General features: G+C 50.3%; 14 protein-coding genes and 1 pseudogene. 13 read left to right on the top strand and 2 right to left on the bottom strand.

Annotated features, from left to right (window positions below):
- Positions 1-78 precede the first annotated feature (78 nt).
- Positions 79-756, bottom strand: coding sequence for a Crp/Fnr family transcriptional regulator (locus TJ79_RS11675; RefSeq protein ID WP_040950483.1), 678 nt, complete (start codon positions 754-756; stop codon positions 79-81).
- A gap of 198 nt (positions 757-954) precedes the next feature.
- Between TJ79_RS11675 and TJ79_RS11670 the strand changes: the two genes are divergently transcribed.
- The 9 genes from TJ79_RS11670 to TJ79_RS11630 all read left to right on the top strand — a co-directional run bounded on the left by TJ79_RS11670 (position 955) and on the right by TJ79_RS11630 (position 8,424).
- The gene (locus tag TJ79_RS11670) at positions 955-1,779 is read left to right on the top strand and encodes an ATP-binding protein (protein WP_040950482.1); all 825 of its coding nucleotides are present in this window, start codon (positions 955-957) and stop codon (positions 1,777-1,779) included.
- 25 nt (positions 1,780-1,804) lie between these two features.
- Positions 1,805-3,457 (top strand): hydroxylamine reductase, encoded by a 1,653-nt coding sequence (hcp, locus tag TJ79_RS11665; RefSeq protein ID WP_040950481.1) that lies wholly within the window; start codon positions 1,805-1,807, stop codon positions 3,455-3,457.
- A 115-nt stretch (positions 3,458-3,572) separates the two neighbouring features.
- Positions 3,573-3,806, top strand: a complete 234-nt coding sequence (locus TJ79_RS11660) for a ferredoxin (RefSeq protein ID WP_040950480.1) — start codon at positions 3,573-3,575, stop codon at positions 3,804-3,806.
- Between the two features lie 149 nt (positions 3,807-3,955).
- On the top strand, positions 3,956-4,318 hold the full coding sequence (locus tag TJ79_RS11655) for a small, acid-soluble spore protein, alpha/beta type (RefSeq protein ID WP_081756862.1): 363 nt from the start codon (positions 3,956-3,958) through the stop codon (positions 4,316-4,318).
- Between the two features lie 74 nt (positions 4,319-4,392).
- The gene (locus tag TJ79_RS25970; RefSeq protein WP_052339511.1) at positions 4,393-6,093 is read left to right on the top strand and encodes an ATP-binding protein; all 1,701 of its coding nucleotides are present in this window, start codon (positions 4,393-4,395) and stop codon (positions 6,091-6,093) included.
- A gap of 69 nt (positions 6,094-6,162) precedes the next feature.
- On the top strand, positions 6,163-6,714 hold the full coding sequence (gene lepB / locus TJ79_RS11645) for a signal peptidase I (RefSeq protein WP_040950494.1): 552 nt from the start codon (positions 6,163-6,165) through the stop codon (positions 6,712-6,714).
- A gap of 132 nt (positions 6,715-6,846) precedes the next feature.
- Positions 6,847-7,296, top strand: a complete 450-nt coding sequence (locus tag TJ79_RS11640; protein ID WP_040950479.1) for a hypothetical protein — start codon at positions 6,847-6,849, stop codon at positions 7,294-7,296.
- 127 nt (positions 7,297-7,423) lie between these two features.
- Positions 7,424-7,711 (top strand): hypothetical protein, encoded by a 288-nt coding sequence (locus TJ79_RS11635; RefSeq protein WP_040950478.1) that lies wholly within the window; start codon positions 7,424-7,426, stop codon positions 7,709-7,711.
- Positions 7,712-7,968: 257 nt separating this feature from the next.
- Positions 7,969-8,424 carry a hypothetical protein gene (locus tag TJ79_RS11630; protein WP_040950477.1) on the top strand — a complete coding sequence of 152 codons (456 nt, stop codon included), beginning with the start codon at positions 7,969-7,971 and terminating at the stop codon, positions 8,422-8,424.
- A gap of 66 nt (positions 8,425-8,490) precedes the next feature.
- Here TJ79_RS11630 and TJ79_RS11625 read toward each other — a convergent pair whose 3' ends face one another.
- Positions 8,491-8,949, bottom strand: a complete 459-nt coding sequence (locus tag TJ79_RS11625; protein ID WP_238322976.1) for a DUF2621 family protein — start codon at positions 8,947-8,949, stop codon at positions 8,491-8,493.
- A gap of 161 nt (positions 8,950-9,110) precedes the next feature.
- Here TJ79_RS11625 and TJ79_RS11620 point away from each other — a divergent pair, with 161 nt between their 5' ends.
- From TJ79_RS11620 to TJ79_RS25965, 4 genes and pseudogenes are all read left to right on the top strand, one after another.
- Positions 9,111-10,238 carry a deoxyribonuclease IV gene (locus tag TJ79_RS11620; protein WP_040950475.1) on the top strand — a complete coding sequence of 376 codons (1,128 nt, stop codon included), beginning with the start codon at positions 9,111-9,113 and terminating at the stop codon, positions 10,236-10,238.
- A 64-nt stretch (positions 10,239-10,302) separates the two neighbouring features.
- On the top strand, positions 10,303-11,202 hold the full coding sequence (gene purU / locus TJ79_RS11615) for a formyltetrahydrofolate deformylase (RefSeq protein ID WP_040950474.1): 900 nt from the start codon (positions 10,303-10,305) through the stop codon (positions 11,200-11,202).
- A gap of 90 nt (positions 11,203-11,292) precedes the next feature.
- Positions 11,293-13,313, top strand: a pseudogene (gene tkt, locus TJ79_RS11610) (transketolase).
- A 582-nt stretch (positions 13,314-13,895) separates the two neighbouring features.
- Positions 13,896-19,046 (top strand): alpha-amylase family glycosyl hydrolase, encoded by a 5,151-nt coding sequence (locus tag TJ79_RS25965; protein ID WP_052339510.1) that lies wholly within the window; start codon positions 13,896-13,898, stop codon positions 19,044-19,046.
- The last annotated feature ends 78 nt before the right edge of the window (positions 19,047-19,124 follow it).

Here is a 19,124-nt window from a genome sequence, read left to right as displayed (position 1 = left end):
CGCAGTCGACCACCTCATTCGATTTACTACTCTCCAGCGTGATTGCAGATGTTCTCTTTTTGTGGCCCCAGCCGAGTTTTATCGCAGTTGGCTTTCCAACATATCCCGGTCGCAGATGATAAACGTATTCCCGCTAAAGGAAATCCAACCCTGCTCCTGCATATAGCCGATCTCCCTGGATAGAGAGGGGCGGGTGGTGTTGAGATGCTCGGCCCAAACCTTTTTGGTAAACGGAAGAGTAAAGCGGTCGCTGTGGCGTTGTGCCGTTTCTTTTAATAGATAGGAAGCAATCCGGCGGCGCAAGGAACCGAGTGAGAGGATTTCGATTTTACGGTTCAACAGGACAAGCCGTTCGGACAAGTTTTCCATAAAGCGTGACAGAATGTCCGTATCGGCGGCAAAGAGCTCCAGCAGCTCGGCTTTTCCGATGAGCAGGACCCGAGAGGCTTCCGAAGCGACGACGGTAGCGGGATAAATCTTACCTCGGCTAAAAAGCACCGCTTCCCCGAAGGTATGCCCTGCGGCCATACGCGTGATGGTGATGTTATTGCCAGTCGGGTGAATTTTTTGCACTTCCACTTGTCCGGAGAGTACAATCCCCAGATGCAAAGCAGGCTCGCCTTCCGTCACGATGACTTCCCCTCTGGTGCACTTCCGTGTGCGGGTTTGAATCGTTCCCATGAGGGCGGCGATTTCCTCCGCTGACTTCTCCTGAAAAAATAAGCATTTTTGCAGCGCGCTCCAATCCTCGCCCATATGCTGCCTCCAAATGTTCAAATTCAATGGTAACATCCGTTACCGCTTATTTAGAATAAGTCTAGTATACTCCTAACGAGGAAGCAAGATCGGCTAATGCTGTTAATGGTTCGCGCGGCGTGTAAGGCGGCGGAATCAAGCCTCATGTTGTGAAAATATGAACTTTCTATGGAGTTTGAGAGGGAGCTGTCCGCGAGTATGAAACGGAAAATCATCACCATTCACGAGGAATTATGCAACGGTTGCGGCGTTTGCGTCGATGCCTGCCATGAAGGAGCCATCGAACTAGTAGATGGCATTGCCAAGTTGGTCAGCGACATCTACTGTGACGGCTTGGGCGACTGCCTGAAGGGCTGCCCCACCGGTGCCATCGAAATCATTGAGCGGGAAGCCGAGGATTATGACGATGAGGCGGTGCAAGCGCGGATGGCGGCTCGGAACACGGCTAACGGGCACAGTTCAAGCAGTGCTCACGCGCCTCACATGGGGCACACCCATGCCCATCATCCGGGTCATGCTCATGCCGGCGGAGGCTGCCCGGGCAGCATGGCCCAACGGATCCGCCGCGACGAAGCGCCGTCCCAGCCTGCATTTGCCAGTGCCGCACCCGTCCATAACCCGGCGCCTGAAGCAAGGCATGCCGCACCGCGTCCGTCGGAGCTGAATCAATGGCCGATCCAGATTCATTTGGTCAATCCTGCCAATCCGTATTTCGATGATGCCGACCTACTCATCGCAGCGGATTGTACGTCCTTTGCGTATGCGGATTTCCACAAGGATTTCATCCGCGGACGGATCACCTTGATCGGATGTCCGAAGCTGGATGATGTGGAGTTTTATACGGAGAAGCTGACAACCATCTTCCGGCAGCATAACATCCGCAGCGTGACCGTTGCCCGCATGTCTGTTCCTTGCTGCGGCGGAATCGTGCAGGCCGTTAAGCGCGCCATGCTGAATGCTCAAACCATTGTGCCTTACCGGGAAGCGATCATCGGAATCGATGGAACGCTGGAAACCCGCTAAAAATAATAACCGGAGGGATTAACCCATGAACATGTTTTGTTACCAATGCCAAGAAGCAGCGAAAGGTACCGGTTGTACTATTCAAGGAGTATGCGGCAAGACTGACGACGTCGCGAATTTGCAAGACCTGCTGATTTACACCTTGAAGGGCATCTCGATTTTTGCTGCTGCGGCGAGAAAACACGATCGGTTGTCCGTCAAGCTCAACCGGTTTGTCATTGAAGGTCTTTTTGCCACCATCACCAATGCCAACTTCGGCAAAGAGGCCATTCTGCGCAAGGTGCGGGAAGGTTTGGCCTACCGAGACGCCCTGCATCAGGAATTGAGCGACGCGGGCATCATCGCCGCCATGGGAAGTCACGATGCGGCGGTGTGGACCGGAGTAACAGACGCGGAACTGGAAGAGAAAGCGGGCACCGTTGGCGTTTTGAGTACCGAAAACGAAGATATCCGCTCCCTGCGTGAATTGCTCGTTTACGGCTTGAAAGGGATGGCCGCCTATGCCGAGCACGCCGATAATCTGGGACACAAAAGCGAGGAAATCCAAGCCTTTATCGAAAAGGCCCTCGTCTCCACCTTAGACGACAGCCTGGGTGCCAACGAACTGATCGCCCTCGTCATGGAATGCGGCAAGTACGGCGTCGACGTTATGGCGCTTTTGGATGAAGCCAACACCGCGGCATACGGACATCCGGAAATTACAAAGGTCAACATCGGCGTCGGCACCCGTCCGGGTATTCTGATTAGCGGTCACGATCTCAAGGATATGGAAGATCTGCTCAAGCAAACGGAAGGCACCGGCGTGGACGTATACACCCACAGCGAAATGCTCCCAGCCCATTACTACCCGGCTTTCAAAAAATACGATCACTTCGTTGGCAACTACGGAAACGCCTGGTGGAAGCAGGATGAGGAGTTTGCCAGCTTCAACGGTCCAATTCTGATGACCACCAACTGCATCGTGCCTCCGAAGGATTCCTACAAGGACCGCATTTACACCACCGGAAGCGCAGGTTATCCCGGCGTTGCCCATATTCCGGATCGGGCTGAAGGCGGAACGAAGGATTTTTCGGCGATTATCGCTCAAGCCAAACAATGTCAGCCTCCGGTAGAAATCGAAACCGGTGAAATCGTCGGCGGCTTCGCCCACGAAACCGTTATGAGCGTGGCTGATCAGGTTGTCGACGCTGTGAAAACCGGAGCCATCAAGCGCTTCTTCGTCATGGCAGGCTGCGACGGTCGGATGAAGAGCCGCAACTATTACACCGAGTTTGCCGAGCAGCTCCCGCAGGATACGGTTATTTTGACGGCAGGCTGTGCGAAATACAAATATAATAAACTGGATCTGGGCGCCATCGGCGGTATTCCTCGGGTATTGGACGCCGGTCAATGCAATGATTCCTACTCGCTGGCTGTTATCGCTCTTAAGCTGAAGGAAGTTTTCGGATTGGCCGATGTCAATGAGCTGCCGATCTCCTACAATATCGCTTGGTATGAACAAAAAGCGGTTATCGTTCTGCTTGCCTTGCTCTATCTGGGTGTGAAAAACATTCACCTGGGACCGACGCTTCCCGCTTTCCTGTCGCCGGGTGTGGCCAAAGTACTGGTGGAAACCTTCGGAATCGCCGGCATTACCGATGTGGAGACTGATATGAATCTGTTTATGGCTGCCGTTTAAAGGGCTTTCATAACAGGAAAAAACATCTCTGCCTGTTAAAATCGTCACGGACAAATTCCCTGGGATGCGTTAACTTGTGAATTGTGGATATTACTTCCCGGGAGGAGGGACAGAAATGGCAAAATACTCAGTAGTTGATAAAGGAGAATGCATCGCTTGCGGCTCCTGCGGCTCGTCTGCGCCTGAAATCTTTGAATACGACGGAGAAGGCCTGGCTGAGAATATCTTCGAAGGCGACGGCAACCAAGGCGTTAAAGCAATTCCGGAGGATCTGGAAGAATACCTTGCAGAAGCAGCAGAAAGCTGCCCAACGGAATGCATCAAAGTAGCAGATACCCCGTTCAACTAATCCGGGAAGCTACCAAAAAAGGTAAAGACAAAGAAGTCCGAGGCGAATAACCTGGGCTTCTTTTTTTGTGCAGGAATTGGTGAAATTTAAGCGGATAACGTCATCCTCCTTAGCAAAAAGTAATGAAAAACACGAGGGAGGTCAGCGGGATGTCCAGACGGAGCCGCAGAAAATATGTCGTTCCGGGAGCGGAAAAGGCAATGGACGAATTGAAGGTTCGGGTGATGAGGGAGGAAGGCTACAAAGTCGACGGTAGCAGACCGGAAAATGTGAAGCACGCGGTAGCTATGGACCGGGGAATCCCCCTGAAATCCGGCTACAACGGCCGTTTAACGGCGGAGGATGCAGGGAAAGTGGGAGGCCCTATCGGAGGAGCGATGGTGCGCGAGCTTGTGAAAATCGCCAAGGAGGCCTTAACGACTGCTGACGTTGCAGGGACGCACATCGGATCGCATACAGGGACGAACGGCAGCAGACAGGCAGCGGGAAATAACGCTCGTTTTTCCAAGTAAAATAAGGAAAGGTACCCATAAGGTGTAGTTTTCTTATGGGCTTTTTCTTATAATAAAGAGTAAACCGATACATCATGGAAGCGGGGAATGTGATGGAAGGCTCTTCAAGCCCTTATCTGGTCACTCTATCCGTCGTCATCGCGATTCTTACCTGTTACACGACTTTGGACATCATCTACCGGATGCCGCTATTGCAGAGTAAGGTCAAAATGGTTTGGTTGCCCAGTGGTTCTGCGGCTCTGAGTCTTGGACTCACGTCTATGCACGTTGCCGGAGCGATAGCGGTTTCACCTGAAAAAAGCTATCCGGTGATATCAGCAGTTTTTTCCTTTATTATTGCCTTTGTTTTAGCTTGCGCAGCTTTGTCTCTGTTTAGCCAACTGCAAACCGTTGTACATAAACCGGCGATTCCTATTCGAGTGGGAATATCTGTACTTATTGGCTGTGTTGTTTCCGGTATGCATTCCTTGGCGGCGGCCTATTGGTTAGATGGCTTAAGCCACGATAATTGGCGTGGAATCGGCCTGGAGGCCGCATTACTCTCCGCTTCATCCGTTGTACTTATCTTTCTGGCGTTGGCCGCCGTTTTTTATCTGGAGCATCGGGGGGCGGCAGGCCGCTCCAAGTATCATGAACTTCGTTTTCATTCCTTGTTCGACAACAACCCGGATATGGTATGCCTCTTTGATGCGGAAGGTAGACTGTTGCGGGCTAATCCCGCTGCGGAACGGTTGACGGGCTTGTCGGCTATGCAATATCTGAACCGTCCATTTCAACACTTTCTCAGTCAAAAGGATGCCCGCAAAGTTATGTCCGCCTTCAAGAAGGCGGCGAATGGCATGCCCCAAACGCTGGAGCTCTCCATGCGCAGCCGCGGCGGTCGCATGCTGACCCTTAGCACAACGATGGTTCCCCTTTCGATAGAGGGGGGCGTGACCGAGATTTATACCATTTGCAAAGATATAACCGAACGTAAGAAAGCGGAGATTGAGCTGGTCAAGGCAAAAGAAGCGGCGGAACGGGCGGTTCAAGCCAAAAGCGAATTTCTGGCGATGATGAGCCATGAAATCCGTACGCCGATGAATGGGATGCTCGCCATGGCCGGATTGCTCATGGATACGGAACTGGATGAGGAGCAGGGCGAATACGTGGATGTGATGCATCGCAGCGGCCATGTGCTGATGGCGGTATTAAACGATCTTTTGGATTTCTCTAAAGCGGAATCAGGCATGATTGAACTGATCGAGGAAGCGTTTAACCTTCGTCAATGTTTGGAGGACACATTCTCCTTATATAGTGTTATTGCCAGTGAACGCAATCTGGAAATGGAATATGCCATCGATCCCGGGCTGCCTGTGATCATGGTCGGCGATGTTACCCGGCTGCGCCAGGTGCTGGTTAATGTAGTCGGCAACGCGGTGAAATTTACGGAAACTGGCGGCGTCTATGTTCATGTTTATCAGCGGAAAGTGGCGGGAGACTATCTCGAAATCGAATTTGTCGTGAGGGATACGGGGATCGGTATCGATCCGGATAAGATCGCTTCCTTGTTTCAGCCCTTTACTCAGGCGGATTCTAGTATATCCCGCCGCTATGGGGGGACGGGACTGGGGCTTGCCATCAGCAAGAAGCTGGTGGAATTGATGGGCGGTCAAATTCGCGCCGAGGCGGCGCAGGAGCAAGGTGCCATCTTTACCTTTCATATCCGGGTCAAGACCTTATCTTACCGGGAACGCTATAAAGAGGAAGGCGAGCCGGATCTATTGTCCGGCTGAAGAAGTTGAAGGAATTTTTGGATGGATGTGCTATAGTTGATGGAGACCCTGCTGCGGGAGGACGTTGGCATGAAAAGCAAATGGATTAGGGCGTTATGGAATTGGGGAGGCTCCATTACTGTAGCGCTGGTTGTCAGTCTGTTGGTCAGCATCTTTATTATTCAGCCTACTAGAGTAGAAGGGCACTCGATGGAGCCCACTTTGCAGAATAATAACCGCATCTATGTCGCCAAGTGGGGGCATCTCCTGCAAACGAAGCCGGACTATGGCGATATCGTCATCATAGACAGCCGGGTGGACCGGCATCGTACGATTAAAGATGATTTGGTGGAATTCCCCTTGTTTCGCTTGTTTGCCAGAAACAAGGACAAGAATATATGGGTGAAACGGGTGATCGGCAAAGGCGGGGATGTCATGGAGATCAAGAACGGAGAGGTCTACCGCAACGGTGTCGCATTGAAAGAGCCCTACATTAAAGAAAATATGTTGAACGTTCCCGACCAAATCGTGACGGTTCCAAAAGGGTACCTGTTCGTTATGGGAGATAACCGCAACCACAGCCGGGACAGCCGCTCCATCGGCAGTGTTCCTTTAGATCACGTGCTCGGAACCAAATTATAAATTGCCTTCATTTACCCGGTTGCAGAGCCATCTGCGCCGGTTTTTTTATCTTCTTTCCCTTTATCATTTTTTCTCCGAATGAAGCATATGATTATAGACTTCATTCCGCTAAATAAAGGAGAGAAATGACAGATGCAGTTTATATCCGGGGAATCCGCTCGCTTGGAGCTGTTTATCACCCTTCAACTGAATGCGGCCGGTAAAAACCAGGCGCTGCAGGAAGCGGGGCGGCTCATCAATGCGGAGACCGTCGGCTTGGATCGGATCTGGCTGGCAGATCAGGAAGGTGCCCGCCATCTTTTTCGCGTAATGGATATTAAATATTTGCAGTGGTTTCACGTCCAGCCGACTGACGTCAGTCGGCGCTATCTGGTAAGCGGCAGGATCGAACTGGTTTTGCTGGAAGTCCGTGAGGAGAACCAAGGAGAAGAGCCTATAAGATGGCGCGACCTTCGGCTCATTGAGTCCCGCTTTTCGCCTAAGCCGGTTCTGATTCTTACTGTAGGGAGCGAAAAGCTGGCCGTGTTGGTGAACCGCCAGTTGCTAAAATGGGCAGCCGTAGGGAGTTATAGAGAGGTATAGATTTCCAAGCCTGACCACTTGTATGGAAATATATACCTGTTTCATCACATGGAGAGGTGGTGTAAGGTATAAAAAGGCAAATCCGCAATTTGCCGCAATTTGCTAACGGAATGAGGATGGAGAGCCGATGGAAAAATTCAGAGATTACATGGACAAGCTGAAACATTCCGCCAACCAGCTTATCGGCCCCCGGGAAGATGAGGAGCCCGATAGGAAGATTGAATTGGAGGAGCGGGATTTTGCGCTACTTATGACATGGGCGGAGCGGAAAAACACGGACGTAAAGACACTTGTAGATGAAGCGGTACGTCAATACATAACGGCGAGAACGAGCGATAAGCTGGCCCCCATTCCAGAGGAGCGCAAGGAACGCAACCCTCTGTTGGCATTGGATGGGCTGACCCAAATGATATAAGCTGAACCATTTAATAAGTAACGGTCGAAGGGGGAACGGAGGACATTTGAACCGTAGGAGCGATAGCGTCCGCCTTTGTTTTCGGATTTCTACCTCTAAAAAGTTATTCTAATAAGGAAATCCGAAAACTACAGCGGCCAGAGGTTTAAATGTACCGCAGTTCCGCCGCTTGACGATTACATTCTTTTGTTCAGCTTATATGTAAGCTGTCAACTTTATAGCAAGTCGATCGTAAAGGCAAAGAGGAGGAAACCCTTGTGGCTAACCAGAATTACGAAAACGCGGTTTTCTTGGATGATACGGCACTGAAGGCGCTGATGAACCCCGAGAGCGAGCACTACCCACGGGCGCGCTCCTTTTTTCTTGATCTTGATGATCTGGATCGGGATTTTGTATCTACAAGCTATGTTGTTTTCGATGCCCACGAATGGTTGAGGGATCGGTACGGATATGCTCATGCGGAATATTTTCTAAATACGATTGAGAAGGCACTGGTTTCCGGCAAGCTTTCTCTGATCTCCGGGAACGAAAAGCTGGAGCAAGAGGCGAGAAGCCTGCTGATGCAATGCCCGCAGCTGCAATTTTCTTTGGGAGAAGGGGTTACCGCCGTCGTCATGCTGACCTATCGGATTCAGCGGATTTTCACCTTTAACCGTAGTTATCTGGCGCTGCCGCAGCTGAACAACGAGATCCGCGTGATCCCCACAATATGAAATTGGAAAAAAAGATGACCGCTCCTTTGCCGTTACTGGCGGGCGCGGTCTTTTGCATAGGGTGGCTTATGAATTCGATAAAAGATGGCGGTAGGTGCTGAAATCGATCTGATTGTCCTGCAAAAATTGTACGAGGAATTTGTGATCCCGCTTAGGCGTTGCTAGTATGTACCCCTCGATGCAGTGCGCTTCGGTGATTTCCGCCGCCTTCCGGTCCAGGGCAAGTTGGGCGATCCGCGCCGCGATTGTATTCCGGGCAATGTCGCGAAAGGGCGAAGGAACAGGGGAGACCAGCTGCTCCAGCATCTTTTTGGATTCATCGGTCCATAGTGACCGGGACTCTTCGATATAATAGTTTTGCCAGTCAAGCTTTGATTTTCCATCGGCTTTCGGTAGCACCTTGAGAAATTTGCGCATCATAAAGAAGCCGCCAATGGCCAAAAACCCGATCAATACGCAAGCCCAAAAGACGAGAAACCAGGCGAAGCCGCCATTCATGGAAAAATCCCCTTTCGGAACAATCATTCTTATCTTGATAAGATTATAGCGGATTCTCTTGCGCTTTTCGAGCAAATCCTCGTGAAGAGACAAACGGGCACGAGTATGATACTTTATAAGAGTCGGACAAACGTTAGTCCGTTGCCGCACTGATGCGGCCAAAGCGAAAGAAAGCGAGGAGAACAGGCATGCTAAGAATCGGTTCCCACGTTTCCAGTTCGGGAAAAGGGCTGTTGACCGCAGCCGAGGAGGCCGCGGCCTACGGATCAAGTACGTTTATGCTCTATACGGGGGCTCCCCAGAATACAAAACGGAAGCCTATTGACGAATTTTATATAGCGGAAGGCAAAGGGGTCATGGAGAAAAACGGCCTCGCGGATATTGTCGTTCACGCGCCGTATATTATCAACCTCGGTTCCTATAAAGATTTTACCTACGAGCTGGCCGTCGACTTCCTGCAGTCAGAAATCCACCGTACCCATGCTCTTGGTGTACGCAACATCGTCCTTCATCCGGGGGCATTCACCGAGAAAGATCCGGAATACGGCATCAAGCGCATTGCCGACGGCTTGAACGCGGTTCTGGCCGGCGTCAGCGATACGGATGTAAACATTGCTCTGGAAACCATGGCTGGCAAAGGCTCCGAGATGGGAAGAACCTTCGAGGAATTGGCGCAAATCATCGACAACGTAACAAATAACGACCGTCTGACCGTTTGTTTGGATACTTGCCATGTGAGCGATGCCGGATATGACATTATCAACGATTTGGACGGCGTTTTGGAGCAGTTTGACCGGACTGTCGGTCTTGGCCGATTGGCTGTGATTCACCTAAATGACAGCAAAAACCCGACAGGCGCCTCAAAAGACCGCCACGCTCCTATCGGCGCAGGCTATTTGGGCTTCAAGACCATCCAGAATGTTGTCCGCCATGAGCAGTTGAAGCATCTTCCCTTTATTTTGGAGACACCCTGGATCGGCAAAACCGATGCTAGTGAAAGTCCGATGTATGAAGCGGAAATCGCTCTTCTCCGGGGAGACGCTGCCGAACGTTTCGGAAACGATTATTTGGAGGATGTCTCGAAGCTTACGCATTTCTTCAACTCCGAGGGACTGGACCGCAGAGATTACGTGCTGAATACATGGGAGCTGCTGCGGACGGATGCGAAGGCGAAAAAAGCGGACAAGCGGGAGCCGATGGAGCGCTTGTACGACCATGTGCAGGAGGCGGGACTTTTCCCGGAAATGAATGAACTGCTGATCAACCAGCGGCTGATCGGATTTTTTGCCGGTCGAGACGGCTTATCTTTGGTTTAATCGGCTTTCGGAGAAAACGTACGGATAGCGTGCAAATAAAGCAACACACTAGTAGGGGGATTTTATGAAGCCTGTCGTTTCCAGTAACCAACAAGCGCCGCGCCAGCTGCGCGACCGCGCACGGATGCTGATATCCTGTCCGGACCAGCCGGGGATCGTCGCCGCCGTTTCCCGTTTTTTACATGAGCATGGAGCCAACATCGTTCAGTCGGACCAATATACGTTGGACCCCAAGGGTGGGATGTTCTTCATCCGCATCGAATTCGACTTGAGCGATTTGGATCGTCGCCTTGATCCGTTGATCATGGACTTCCGCGAAGTGGTGGCGGAGAAGCTGAACATGCAGTGGAGCATCACCCGGGCGGATCGGAAAAAGCGGCTGGCGGTATTTGTCTCCAAGGAGGATCACTGTCTCTTGGAGCTACTGTGGCAGTGGCAAGCGGGGGACCTGGATGTCGACATTGCCATGGTGGTGAGCAACCACCAGAATATGAGAGAAATGGTGGAGTCTTTCGGTATTCCTTTTCACTACATACCGGTCACTCCTGAAACGAAAGCGGAAGCGGAGGTAAAGCATCTTGAACTGGTGGAAGATCATGCCGATGTTGTGGTTCTCGCCCGTTACATGCAGATTATTCCGCCGGCTTTTATCAAAAAGTTTCAAAACCGCATGATCAACATCCACCACTCCTTCCTGCCCGCATTCGTCGGCGGAAAGCCCTATGCCCAAGCGTATGATCGGGGCGTGAAAATCATCGGCGCTACCGCCCATTATGTAACGGAAGAACTGGACGGAGGCCCGATCATCGAGCAGGACGTGCAGCGGGTCAGCCATCGCCACAACGTGGACGAGCTGAAACGGATCGGCCGGCATATCGAACGAACGGTTTTGGCCCGTGCCGTTTCCTGGCATGCGGAGGACCGGATCATCGTGTATCAGAACAAAACAGTGGTATTCGAATAGAGACAGGCACCGCCTACGATCCTCAAGGCGTTCATCGATGACGGATAGGGGTAAGAACTATACATTCAAAATAGAACTGGAGGAGTATTCATGACTGCTGCAAATTCTTTGATTGACAGCTTATCTGTCAACACGATTCGCACCTTGGCTATCGATGCCATCGAGAAAGCCAATTCCGGGCATCCCGGAATGCCGATGGGCGCAGCCCCTATGGCTTACGAGCTGTGGAGCAAATTCATGAACCACAACCCGGCCAACCCGAAGTGGTTTAACCGCGACCGATTTGTGTTGTCCGCCGGACACGGCTCCATGCTTCTGTATAGCTTGCTGCATCTGACGGGATATGATCTCTCCATCGATGAATTGCAAAATTTCCGCCAATGGGGTAGCCTTACCCCGGGGCATCCGGAATACGGCCATACAGCCGGCGTCGATGCTACCACCGGACCGCTGGGACAAGGCTTTGCCATGTCCGTCGGAATGGCTTTAGCGGAAGAGCATCTGGCGGATACTTACAATCGGGATGGCTTTAACGTCGTCGATCACTACACTTACGTCATCTGCAGCGACGGCGATCTGATGGAAGGTGTCAGCGGAGAAGCGGCTTCCTTAGCCGGCCACCTGAAACTGAGCAAATTAATCGTCCTGTACGATTCCAACAATATTTCGTTGGACGGCGACTTGAACATGACCTTCTCGGAGGATGTGGCAAAGCGCTTTGAAGGGTACAACTGGCATGTTGAGCGGGTGGAAGATGGCAACGATCTGACCGCTATTCATAATGCCATCGCCGCTGCCCGCGCCGACTACCGGCCTTCCCTCATCGAAGTGAAGACGGTCATCGGTTACGGTTCCCCGAATAAAGGGGGAAAAGGAGGAGAAACCGGCTCCCACGGTTCGCCTCTAGGCGCGGATGAGGTCAAATTGGTCAAAGAGTTCTATAAATGGACGGGAACGGAAGATTTCTATATCCCGGTTGAAGTGAAGGAACACTTCGCTTCCGTGAAAAACCGCGGGATCGAGCTGGATGCCAAATGGAACCAGCTTCTCGATGAGTACAGCAAATCTTACCCGGATTTGGCCAAACAGTTGAAGTTGGCCATCGCTAGCGAACTGCCGGAAGGATGGGACAAAGACCTGCCTGTATATTCTCCGGCGGATAAAGGCATCGCATCCCGCGCCTCATCGGAAAAAGCGCTGAATGCCATTGCTGACAATTACCCGATGCTGGTGGGCGGTTCCGCCGACTTGGAAACGTCGACGAAAACCGGCATGAAAGCATCCGGCCGCCTTACGCCGGCGGATTACAGCGCCCGCAACATTTTCTTCGGCATCCGCGAATTCGCCATGGGCGCAGCGGTGAACGGCATGATGCTGCATGGCGGCGTCAAAGCCTTCTCCGGCACCTTCTTCGTCTTCTCGGATTACATGAAACCGGCGATCCGCCTGGGCGCCATCATGGGTTTGCCGGCTATCTATCTCTTCACTCATGATAGCATCGCTGTCGGGGAGGACGGTCCACCCACGAGCCCATCGAGCAGTTGGCCGGCCTGCGCGCCATCCCGAACCTGACGGTGCTTCGCCCTGCTGACGGCAATGAAACCAGCCAAGCTTGGCGTTACGCTGTAGCCAACCAGAACGGCCCGGTTGTGTTGGTTTTCACCCGCCAAGCGTTGCCTAACCTGGAAGGAACGGCTGAGCTTGCCCAAAACGGTCTTGCTCGCGGCGCCTATGTCCTGAGCGATCCCACGAATGGCAAGCCTGATGTGCAGCTCCTCGCCACAGGCTCGGAAGTGGGCCTTGCAGTGGAAGCGCAAAAGCTGCTGGCCGCAGACGGCATTCAGGCGCGGGTTGTCAGCATGCCAAGCTGGGAACTGTTCAACAAGCAGCCGAAAGAGTACCGCGACTCCGTCATTCTGCCGGAAGTGAAGGCGCGTCTCGGCATCGAGATGGCCTCATCCATGGGCTGGCACCGCTATGTAGGCGATGAAGGCGATCTTCTCACCATCGATACCTTTGGAGCTTCCGCTCCCGCAGGCAAAGTGTTGAAGGAGTATGGCTTCACCGCTGAAAACGTTGTGGCCAAGGTAAAAGCGCTGCTGAACAAGTAAGCCAACGTGAAATGAAACGAGCTCATCCCGCCGGTTCGGCCGGCTGGTGAGCTCGTTTTTATTTATCAGATTTTTATGTTTGCAGGATCGGTTTCATAATGTGGGCCCAAGTGTCAGCTTCAACCGATTATCATTCTGGCGTTTCAAAGTGTGCATTCGGATCATTTTGTGCAAAAAGTGTGCAAACCATTCTCCAAATAATGAAAGTTGGTTAAATGGAATAAAAATACAATCTATGAAAAAGAGCGATTTTAAGAGATAATACGAGAAATATTAAACTTTAGGATATATTTGTTAATCCACATGATGTGCAAACGATTTGACACATTTCCAAAATATTGTATTCTTTATGGGTAATGTATAGCAATTTCCCAATAGTTGTAAGCGCATACATCGGCATAATGCAGTTTTACCGACGATTTTTCGCCTTTTTTTCATCATTTTTGCACAAACGTTTGCACAAACGGCGTTCATTTTACAGGAGAGGAGGAAGTCTTCAAAGGTTCTTCAAAGGCTTTCAATCATCTTATCGAAATTGCGGTACTGGTATCATCACTTTTTACATTGGGAGGCTTTATCAGAATGAATCGGAAGATAAAACAAATTTTATCTCTGCTGCTTATTCTTTCGTTGGTAACAAGCTTTTTTACCGGATTGATCCCAATCGTCAAAGCGGAGGGACAAACACTCCAAAGCCCGGTTATCGGAGCGGTGACCGATCAAGGGACGGAAGTCACGTTTCATTATCAAGGTAACGGTACCGAAAAAAAGATCACGGTAAAGGGTGCCTTCTACAAAAACTGGCAAGAAGAACTTGCCTTGACGGAAGATACCAACACACACATATGGTCTCTGACCAAGTTGGTTGACCCCGGTTATTTTGAATACGGTTTCATGGTCGATAACAATTTCGTCAACGATCCCGCTACGAATAAAAATTGGGTCCTATCCGTGCCCGGTTTTAAGTATAACAGTTGGCCTGAGGAAGTTGGGCTTGGATCGGATACAGTCCTGTCAGCCGTATATTACACCGGTAATACTGGAACGAACTATCCTGCAACTTTGTCCGTCACGGGTTATTCGGATGTTACCATAAGCGGGGGAACTCTATCTGTTGGAAAAAATGCTGCGGAAGGCTCGCTCGAGGTTACGGCCACCTACACGGACAGCGGAGTAACCCATGTGGGTAAAAGAGCGATTCATGTAACGGCAAACCCGTTAGTGAGTCCGGTTGTAAACAGCGATGGAACAGTGACCTTCAATGCCAAGCACAATGGCGGGTCGCTGTACCTTGTTGGTAGCATGAATGGATGGAATGAAAAACAGGCTTATGAAATGAAAGAAACGTCTCCCAATAGCGGCATTGTCAGATTAACCATTCCTTTGGCGCCTGGAGCGTATGAATACAAATTCATTCCGACGCTGGGAAGCTGGGACGCAAGTCAACTCGATGAATTGAACCCTAGACAGAAGAATGGTAACTCCGAGATTATTGTTCCTGGACTCATTGTTGATTTCTCTAAGGTGGTTTCTGTTGGTTCGCAAACGGAATTAAAGGCTACCTTCCAGAATGACGACGGGACGATATCCATTATTCAACCCGTTTGGTCTTTAAAAAATGCGGTTGCCGGCGTATCCATCACCGACAGCAAACTGACGGTAGCCTCGGGAACAGCGGAAGGCCAGACGGCAATTGTTGTCGCCGAGTATAACAACTACAAGGTGGAAACAGAAGTTACAATCGGCAAGCTATACACGTATATCATCAATTACTATCGTTACGATAACACCGCACAAGACTGGAATCTCTGGCTCTATCCCGATAACGTAAATGGAAAGCGTTTTACTTTTACAGGAACGACACCGGATGGATACGCTAGAGGAGAGTATCAATTCGCAAGTAATTCCTTGAATGTAATTCCCCATTTCAACACTCCTGAAAAAGAATGGGCCGCCCAGGACATTACCCGAAAGGTTTCGATACAAAGCGGGGAAACGGTGGAAGTCTGGCTCGTAGACGGTGTCTCCGAAGTCTTTTACTCCAAGCCGGACCTGAATGCGGTTAAACCGGTTGAACGCGCGGTCTGGTTTACCTATGAGCGCAATGACAATTCGTTAAAAGATAAGGATTGGAATATTTGGGTTTGGAACACCGGGAAAACAGATGGTCAAATTGATTTTTCTGAGTTTTCCGCTGACGGGAATAAAGCGGTGGCCAAAATTCCGATTGGTTCAACCACCCAAAAAATTGGGTTCAAAATTCGAAAAGGAACAGACTGGGCTGTTGTCGATCAGAACATCGACAGGGAAATTGTAACGGGTTCCGAAAATGTGACGAAAGTCCTCGTGAAGGCCGGTCAGAAGGAATTCAGGACGATTCCAGGCACTTCAGCACCTTTGTTGGAGGACGGCAACGCAACCTTTTATTACCGGGATCAAAAGCTGTTTGAGTCCAATAAGATGAATCTGATCGAAGGCGTTAAAGTAAGAGTGGACGGAATCGAATATCCGATGCAGTACATCGCTGAGGATGAGATGTATGTATTCACGCTTAAAGCACTGACAGAAGGCACACATGAATACACGTATCTGGTAACCAAGGACGGTGTTACGACAGAGCTGGCCGATCCCAAAAATACCAAAGACGGACATTCTGTCATTGAGTATCACATAGCAACTGCTGTTATCAAATCAAGCGTCGCCCCCGAGGCGATTTCGTCCAACGAGAACGCCGTACTCCATCTGGACGTTGCATTGAGCAAAGGCGTCAAAGTCAGAGAAATGTATGCAGACCTAAGCGTTTTGGGTGAAAACGCAGCAACTCTCATTGATCCTGAACTTCAAGAGCTGACCATCGCGGTTCGCGATTCCATTACCGCAGGCGTTAAAGAAATTCCGATTACCGTTGTAGATCAATATGGGAACAAATACAAGCATATGGCTTCCGTCACTGTAAAAACCAGACAGACAGTCGGCAAGAACGACTTTGACTGGGACGAAGCAAGCATATATTTTATGGTCACCGACCGTTTCTTTAACGGGGATACCAGTAATGACGATCCAGGTCATGAAGGTTACAAAAAAGATCAGCTAGAATCGTACCATGGCGGCGATTTTAAAGGAATTACCGATAAAATCAGTTACTTGAAAGATCTTGGCATCAACACGATTTGGATAACGCCTATCGTGGATAACATCGATTTCAATGTAGGCAACGGCTTTGTTCAATATGGGTATCATGGGTACTGGGCTAAAGATTTTACGAAAATTGATGAGCACTTGGGAAGTCTCAACGACTTTAAGGGACTGCTTGATACCGCGCACGACAACGGGATCAAGGTTATGGTCGACGTCGTGTTAAATCACGCAGGCTACGGAATGGATCAAACTTCCTCTTGGGCAGGCAAGACAAACCTTCCTACCGATGAAGAGCGCAGCGTCTTCTCAGGCATGTTCCGGACAACAAACGAGGATCCGGTCATTCGCAATGCGATAGCAGGATTGCCAGACTTTAAAACCGAAGAACAAGCCGTTCGCGAGAAGATCATCGCATGGCAGACGGACTGGATTAGGAATTCGAAGACCGCCAAAGGCAACACAATCGATTATTTCCGGGTCGATACAATCAAGCATGTGGAGAATACGACCTGGATGGAATTCAAAAACAACCTCACGGCCATTGATCCTTCATTCAAATTGATCGGGGAAAATTTTGGCGCCAGCTTCGCTAACGATGGAGGTTATCTGCGCAGCGGGACAATGGATTCCGAATTGGATTTCGAATTCAAAAGGATTGCTTCCGATTTCGTGAATGGCAATATTGCGAAAGTGGAACAGGTTATTGAAGAGAGGAGCGCCAAACTCGACAATACGGCAACGATGGGACAATTTTTAAGCAGCCATGACGAAGACGGGTTTGATGTAAGCCTGTTAAGCGCAGAAGATCAGGAAAAATTCAAAAATGGAACCCTTGATGCAGACGCACTTGGCAAGCTCTATGCCAAACAGAAGGTGGCTGCTTCCCTGCAGATTACTTCCAAAGGCCAGCCTGTTATCTATTACGGGGAAGAACTTGGTCAGTCGGGCTTGAATGCAAGAGATATGAACAAAGGTCAATTTAGCGAAAATCGTTATGATTTCGGCTGGGATCGGCTGGATCAGCCTGTTTACAATCAAATTCTTGAGCATTACAAGAAAATGCTGAGCATCCGGAAAAACAACTCAAAAATCTTTGCAAAGGGAACTCATACTCCTGTGGCGGTTTCCGATAGCGCAGGTTATGACGTATTCGCACGGAGCTATCAAGGAAAGACTCTTCTTGTTGGTCTTAATACAAAAACGGAGGCCCAACAAGTCACTTTCCCTGATATGGGAAGTATCGGCTGGAATGATTTGTACGGCGGGAAAACTTATTATGCAGACGCCAAGGGCAACCTGACGGTTACAATGCCTAGCAGCTTGGATGGCGGAACGTTTGTGCTCACCCCTGTCACGTCGTCAGGCAGTTCCGCATCGGGAGGTTCGGGAGGAGCAATAACACTCACTTCGCCTGAAATGCAAACAACAGCTACGATTGGCCAGGACGGCAAGAAAGAAGCCGTAGTGGATGAGAGCCTGATTGACCAAGCGATCGAATTGGCGGTCAAGAAAGATAAGATTGCTACGATCAAAGTAACAGGAATAACGGTTGGAGAAGCCGTGGATTTGAAACTGCTTGTGTCGGCCATTAAGAAAGCAGAGGAGATGAAGGTAGCTATCCGGCTTCAATTCCCGGATATCACAGTGGATCTGCCTGCAGGAGCCATTGACAGCTCTGTTCTGAAGTCGTTTACCTATCTTGTTTTCAACAAGAAGGAAGTTGCTCAGAAGGAAATTGATTCACTCAAAGGAAGGATGGACGCTTCCTATAAATTGATCGGGCGGATGTTCGATTTGAGCTTTACGGCAGTTAATAGTGCGGCAGCAACCTCCGCCATAACAACCTTCAACGGGAAGGTGAACGTGAGCTTCATCCTGGATCAGGTAGCACAAAAAAACATTGCAACAGCAGCAAAAGTAGGCGGTTATTCCATTGAAAACGATGGAACCGTTGAATATAAAGGCGGTAAGCTGAAAGACGGGACATTTACCTTCAGCACCGGGCACTTCAGCCGTTATGCGGTTCTGGAGTATAACAAAACCTTTATCGATGTAAAAGAAGGTTGGTCTAAAGCTTACATCGAACTGCTTGCCTCCAAACAAATTGCCTCCGGTGTAGGAGCTGACAAGTTTGATCCGCAAGGGAATGTGACGAGAGGAGAACTTGCCGTATTCCTGGGCAAAGCTTTAGGGATTGAAGAGGCAGCGGGCAATGGTTCCTTTACCGATGTGAAGGACGGCTCCTTCTATGCCGGATATGTAACGGCGCTGCATAAGCTTGGTATCCTTTCAGGATATCCCGACGGCACCTTCCATCCGAATGAATCCGTCACGAGAGAACAAATAGCGGTCATTCTGATGAAAGCTTACACCTATTCAACGCAGCAAGCGCTGAAGGATGTTTCCGGTGCGAATCAGGCAACATTCTCTGATCTCGGGAAAGCATCCGGTTACGCAGTGGAAAGCATCAATGCGGCAAAAGTCCTTGGCATCGTCAGCGGCACCGGTAACAACCGGTTTGAACCGGCTGCTGCCGTCACCCGCGAGCAAATCGCAGCCATGATCGTGAACTGGCTGGAGAAAACAGGGCTGTAACTAAACTGAAAAACGGCATGAAATGAAAGAGGGCTGTTTCGCTAACGGTTCGCACCGTTCGGAAACAGCCCCTTTTTT

Origin of the sequence: Gorillibacterium massiliense, assembly GCF_000455485.1 — a bacterium.
Classification (GTDB): domain Bacteria; phylum Bacillota; class Bacilli; order Paenibacillales; family NBRC-103111; genus Gorillibacterium; species Gorillibacterium massiliense.
Note: the sequence above shows the minus strand (reverse complement) of the source record. Positions and strands in the feature narration are given on the sequence as shown.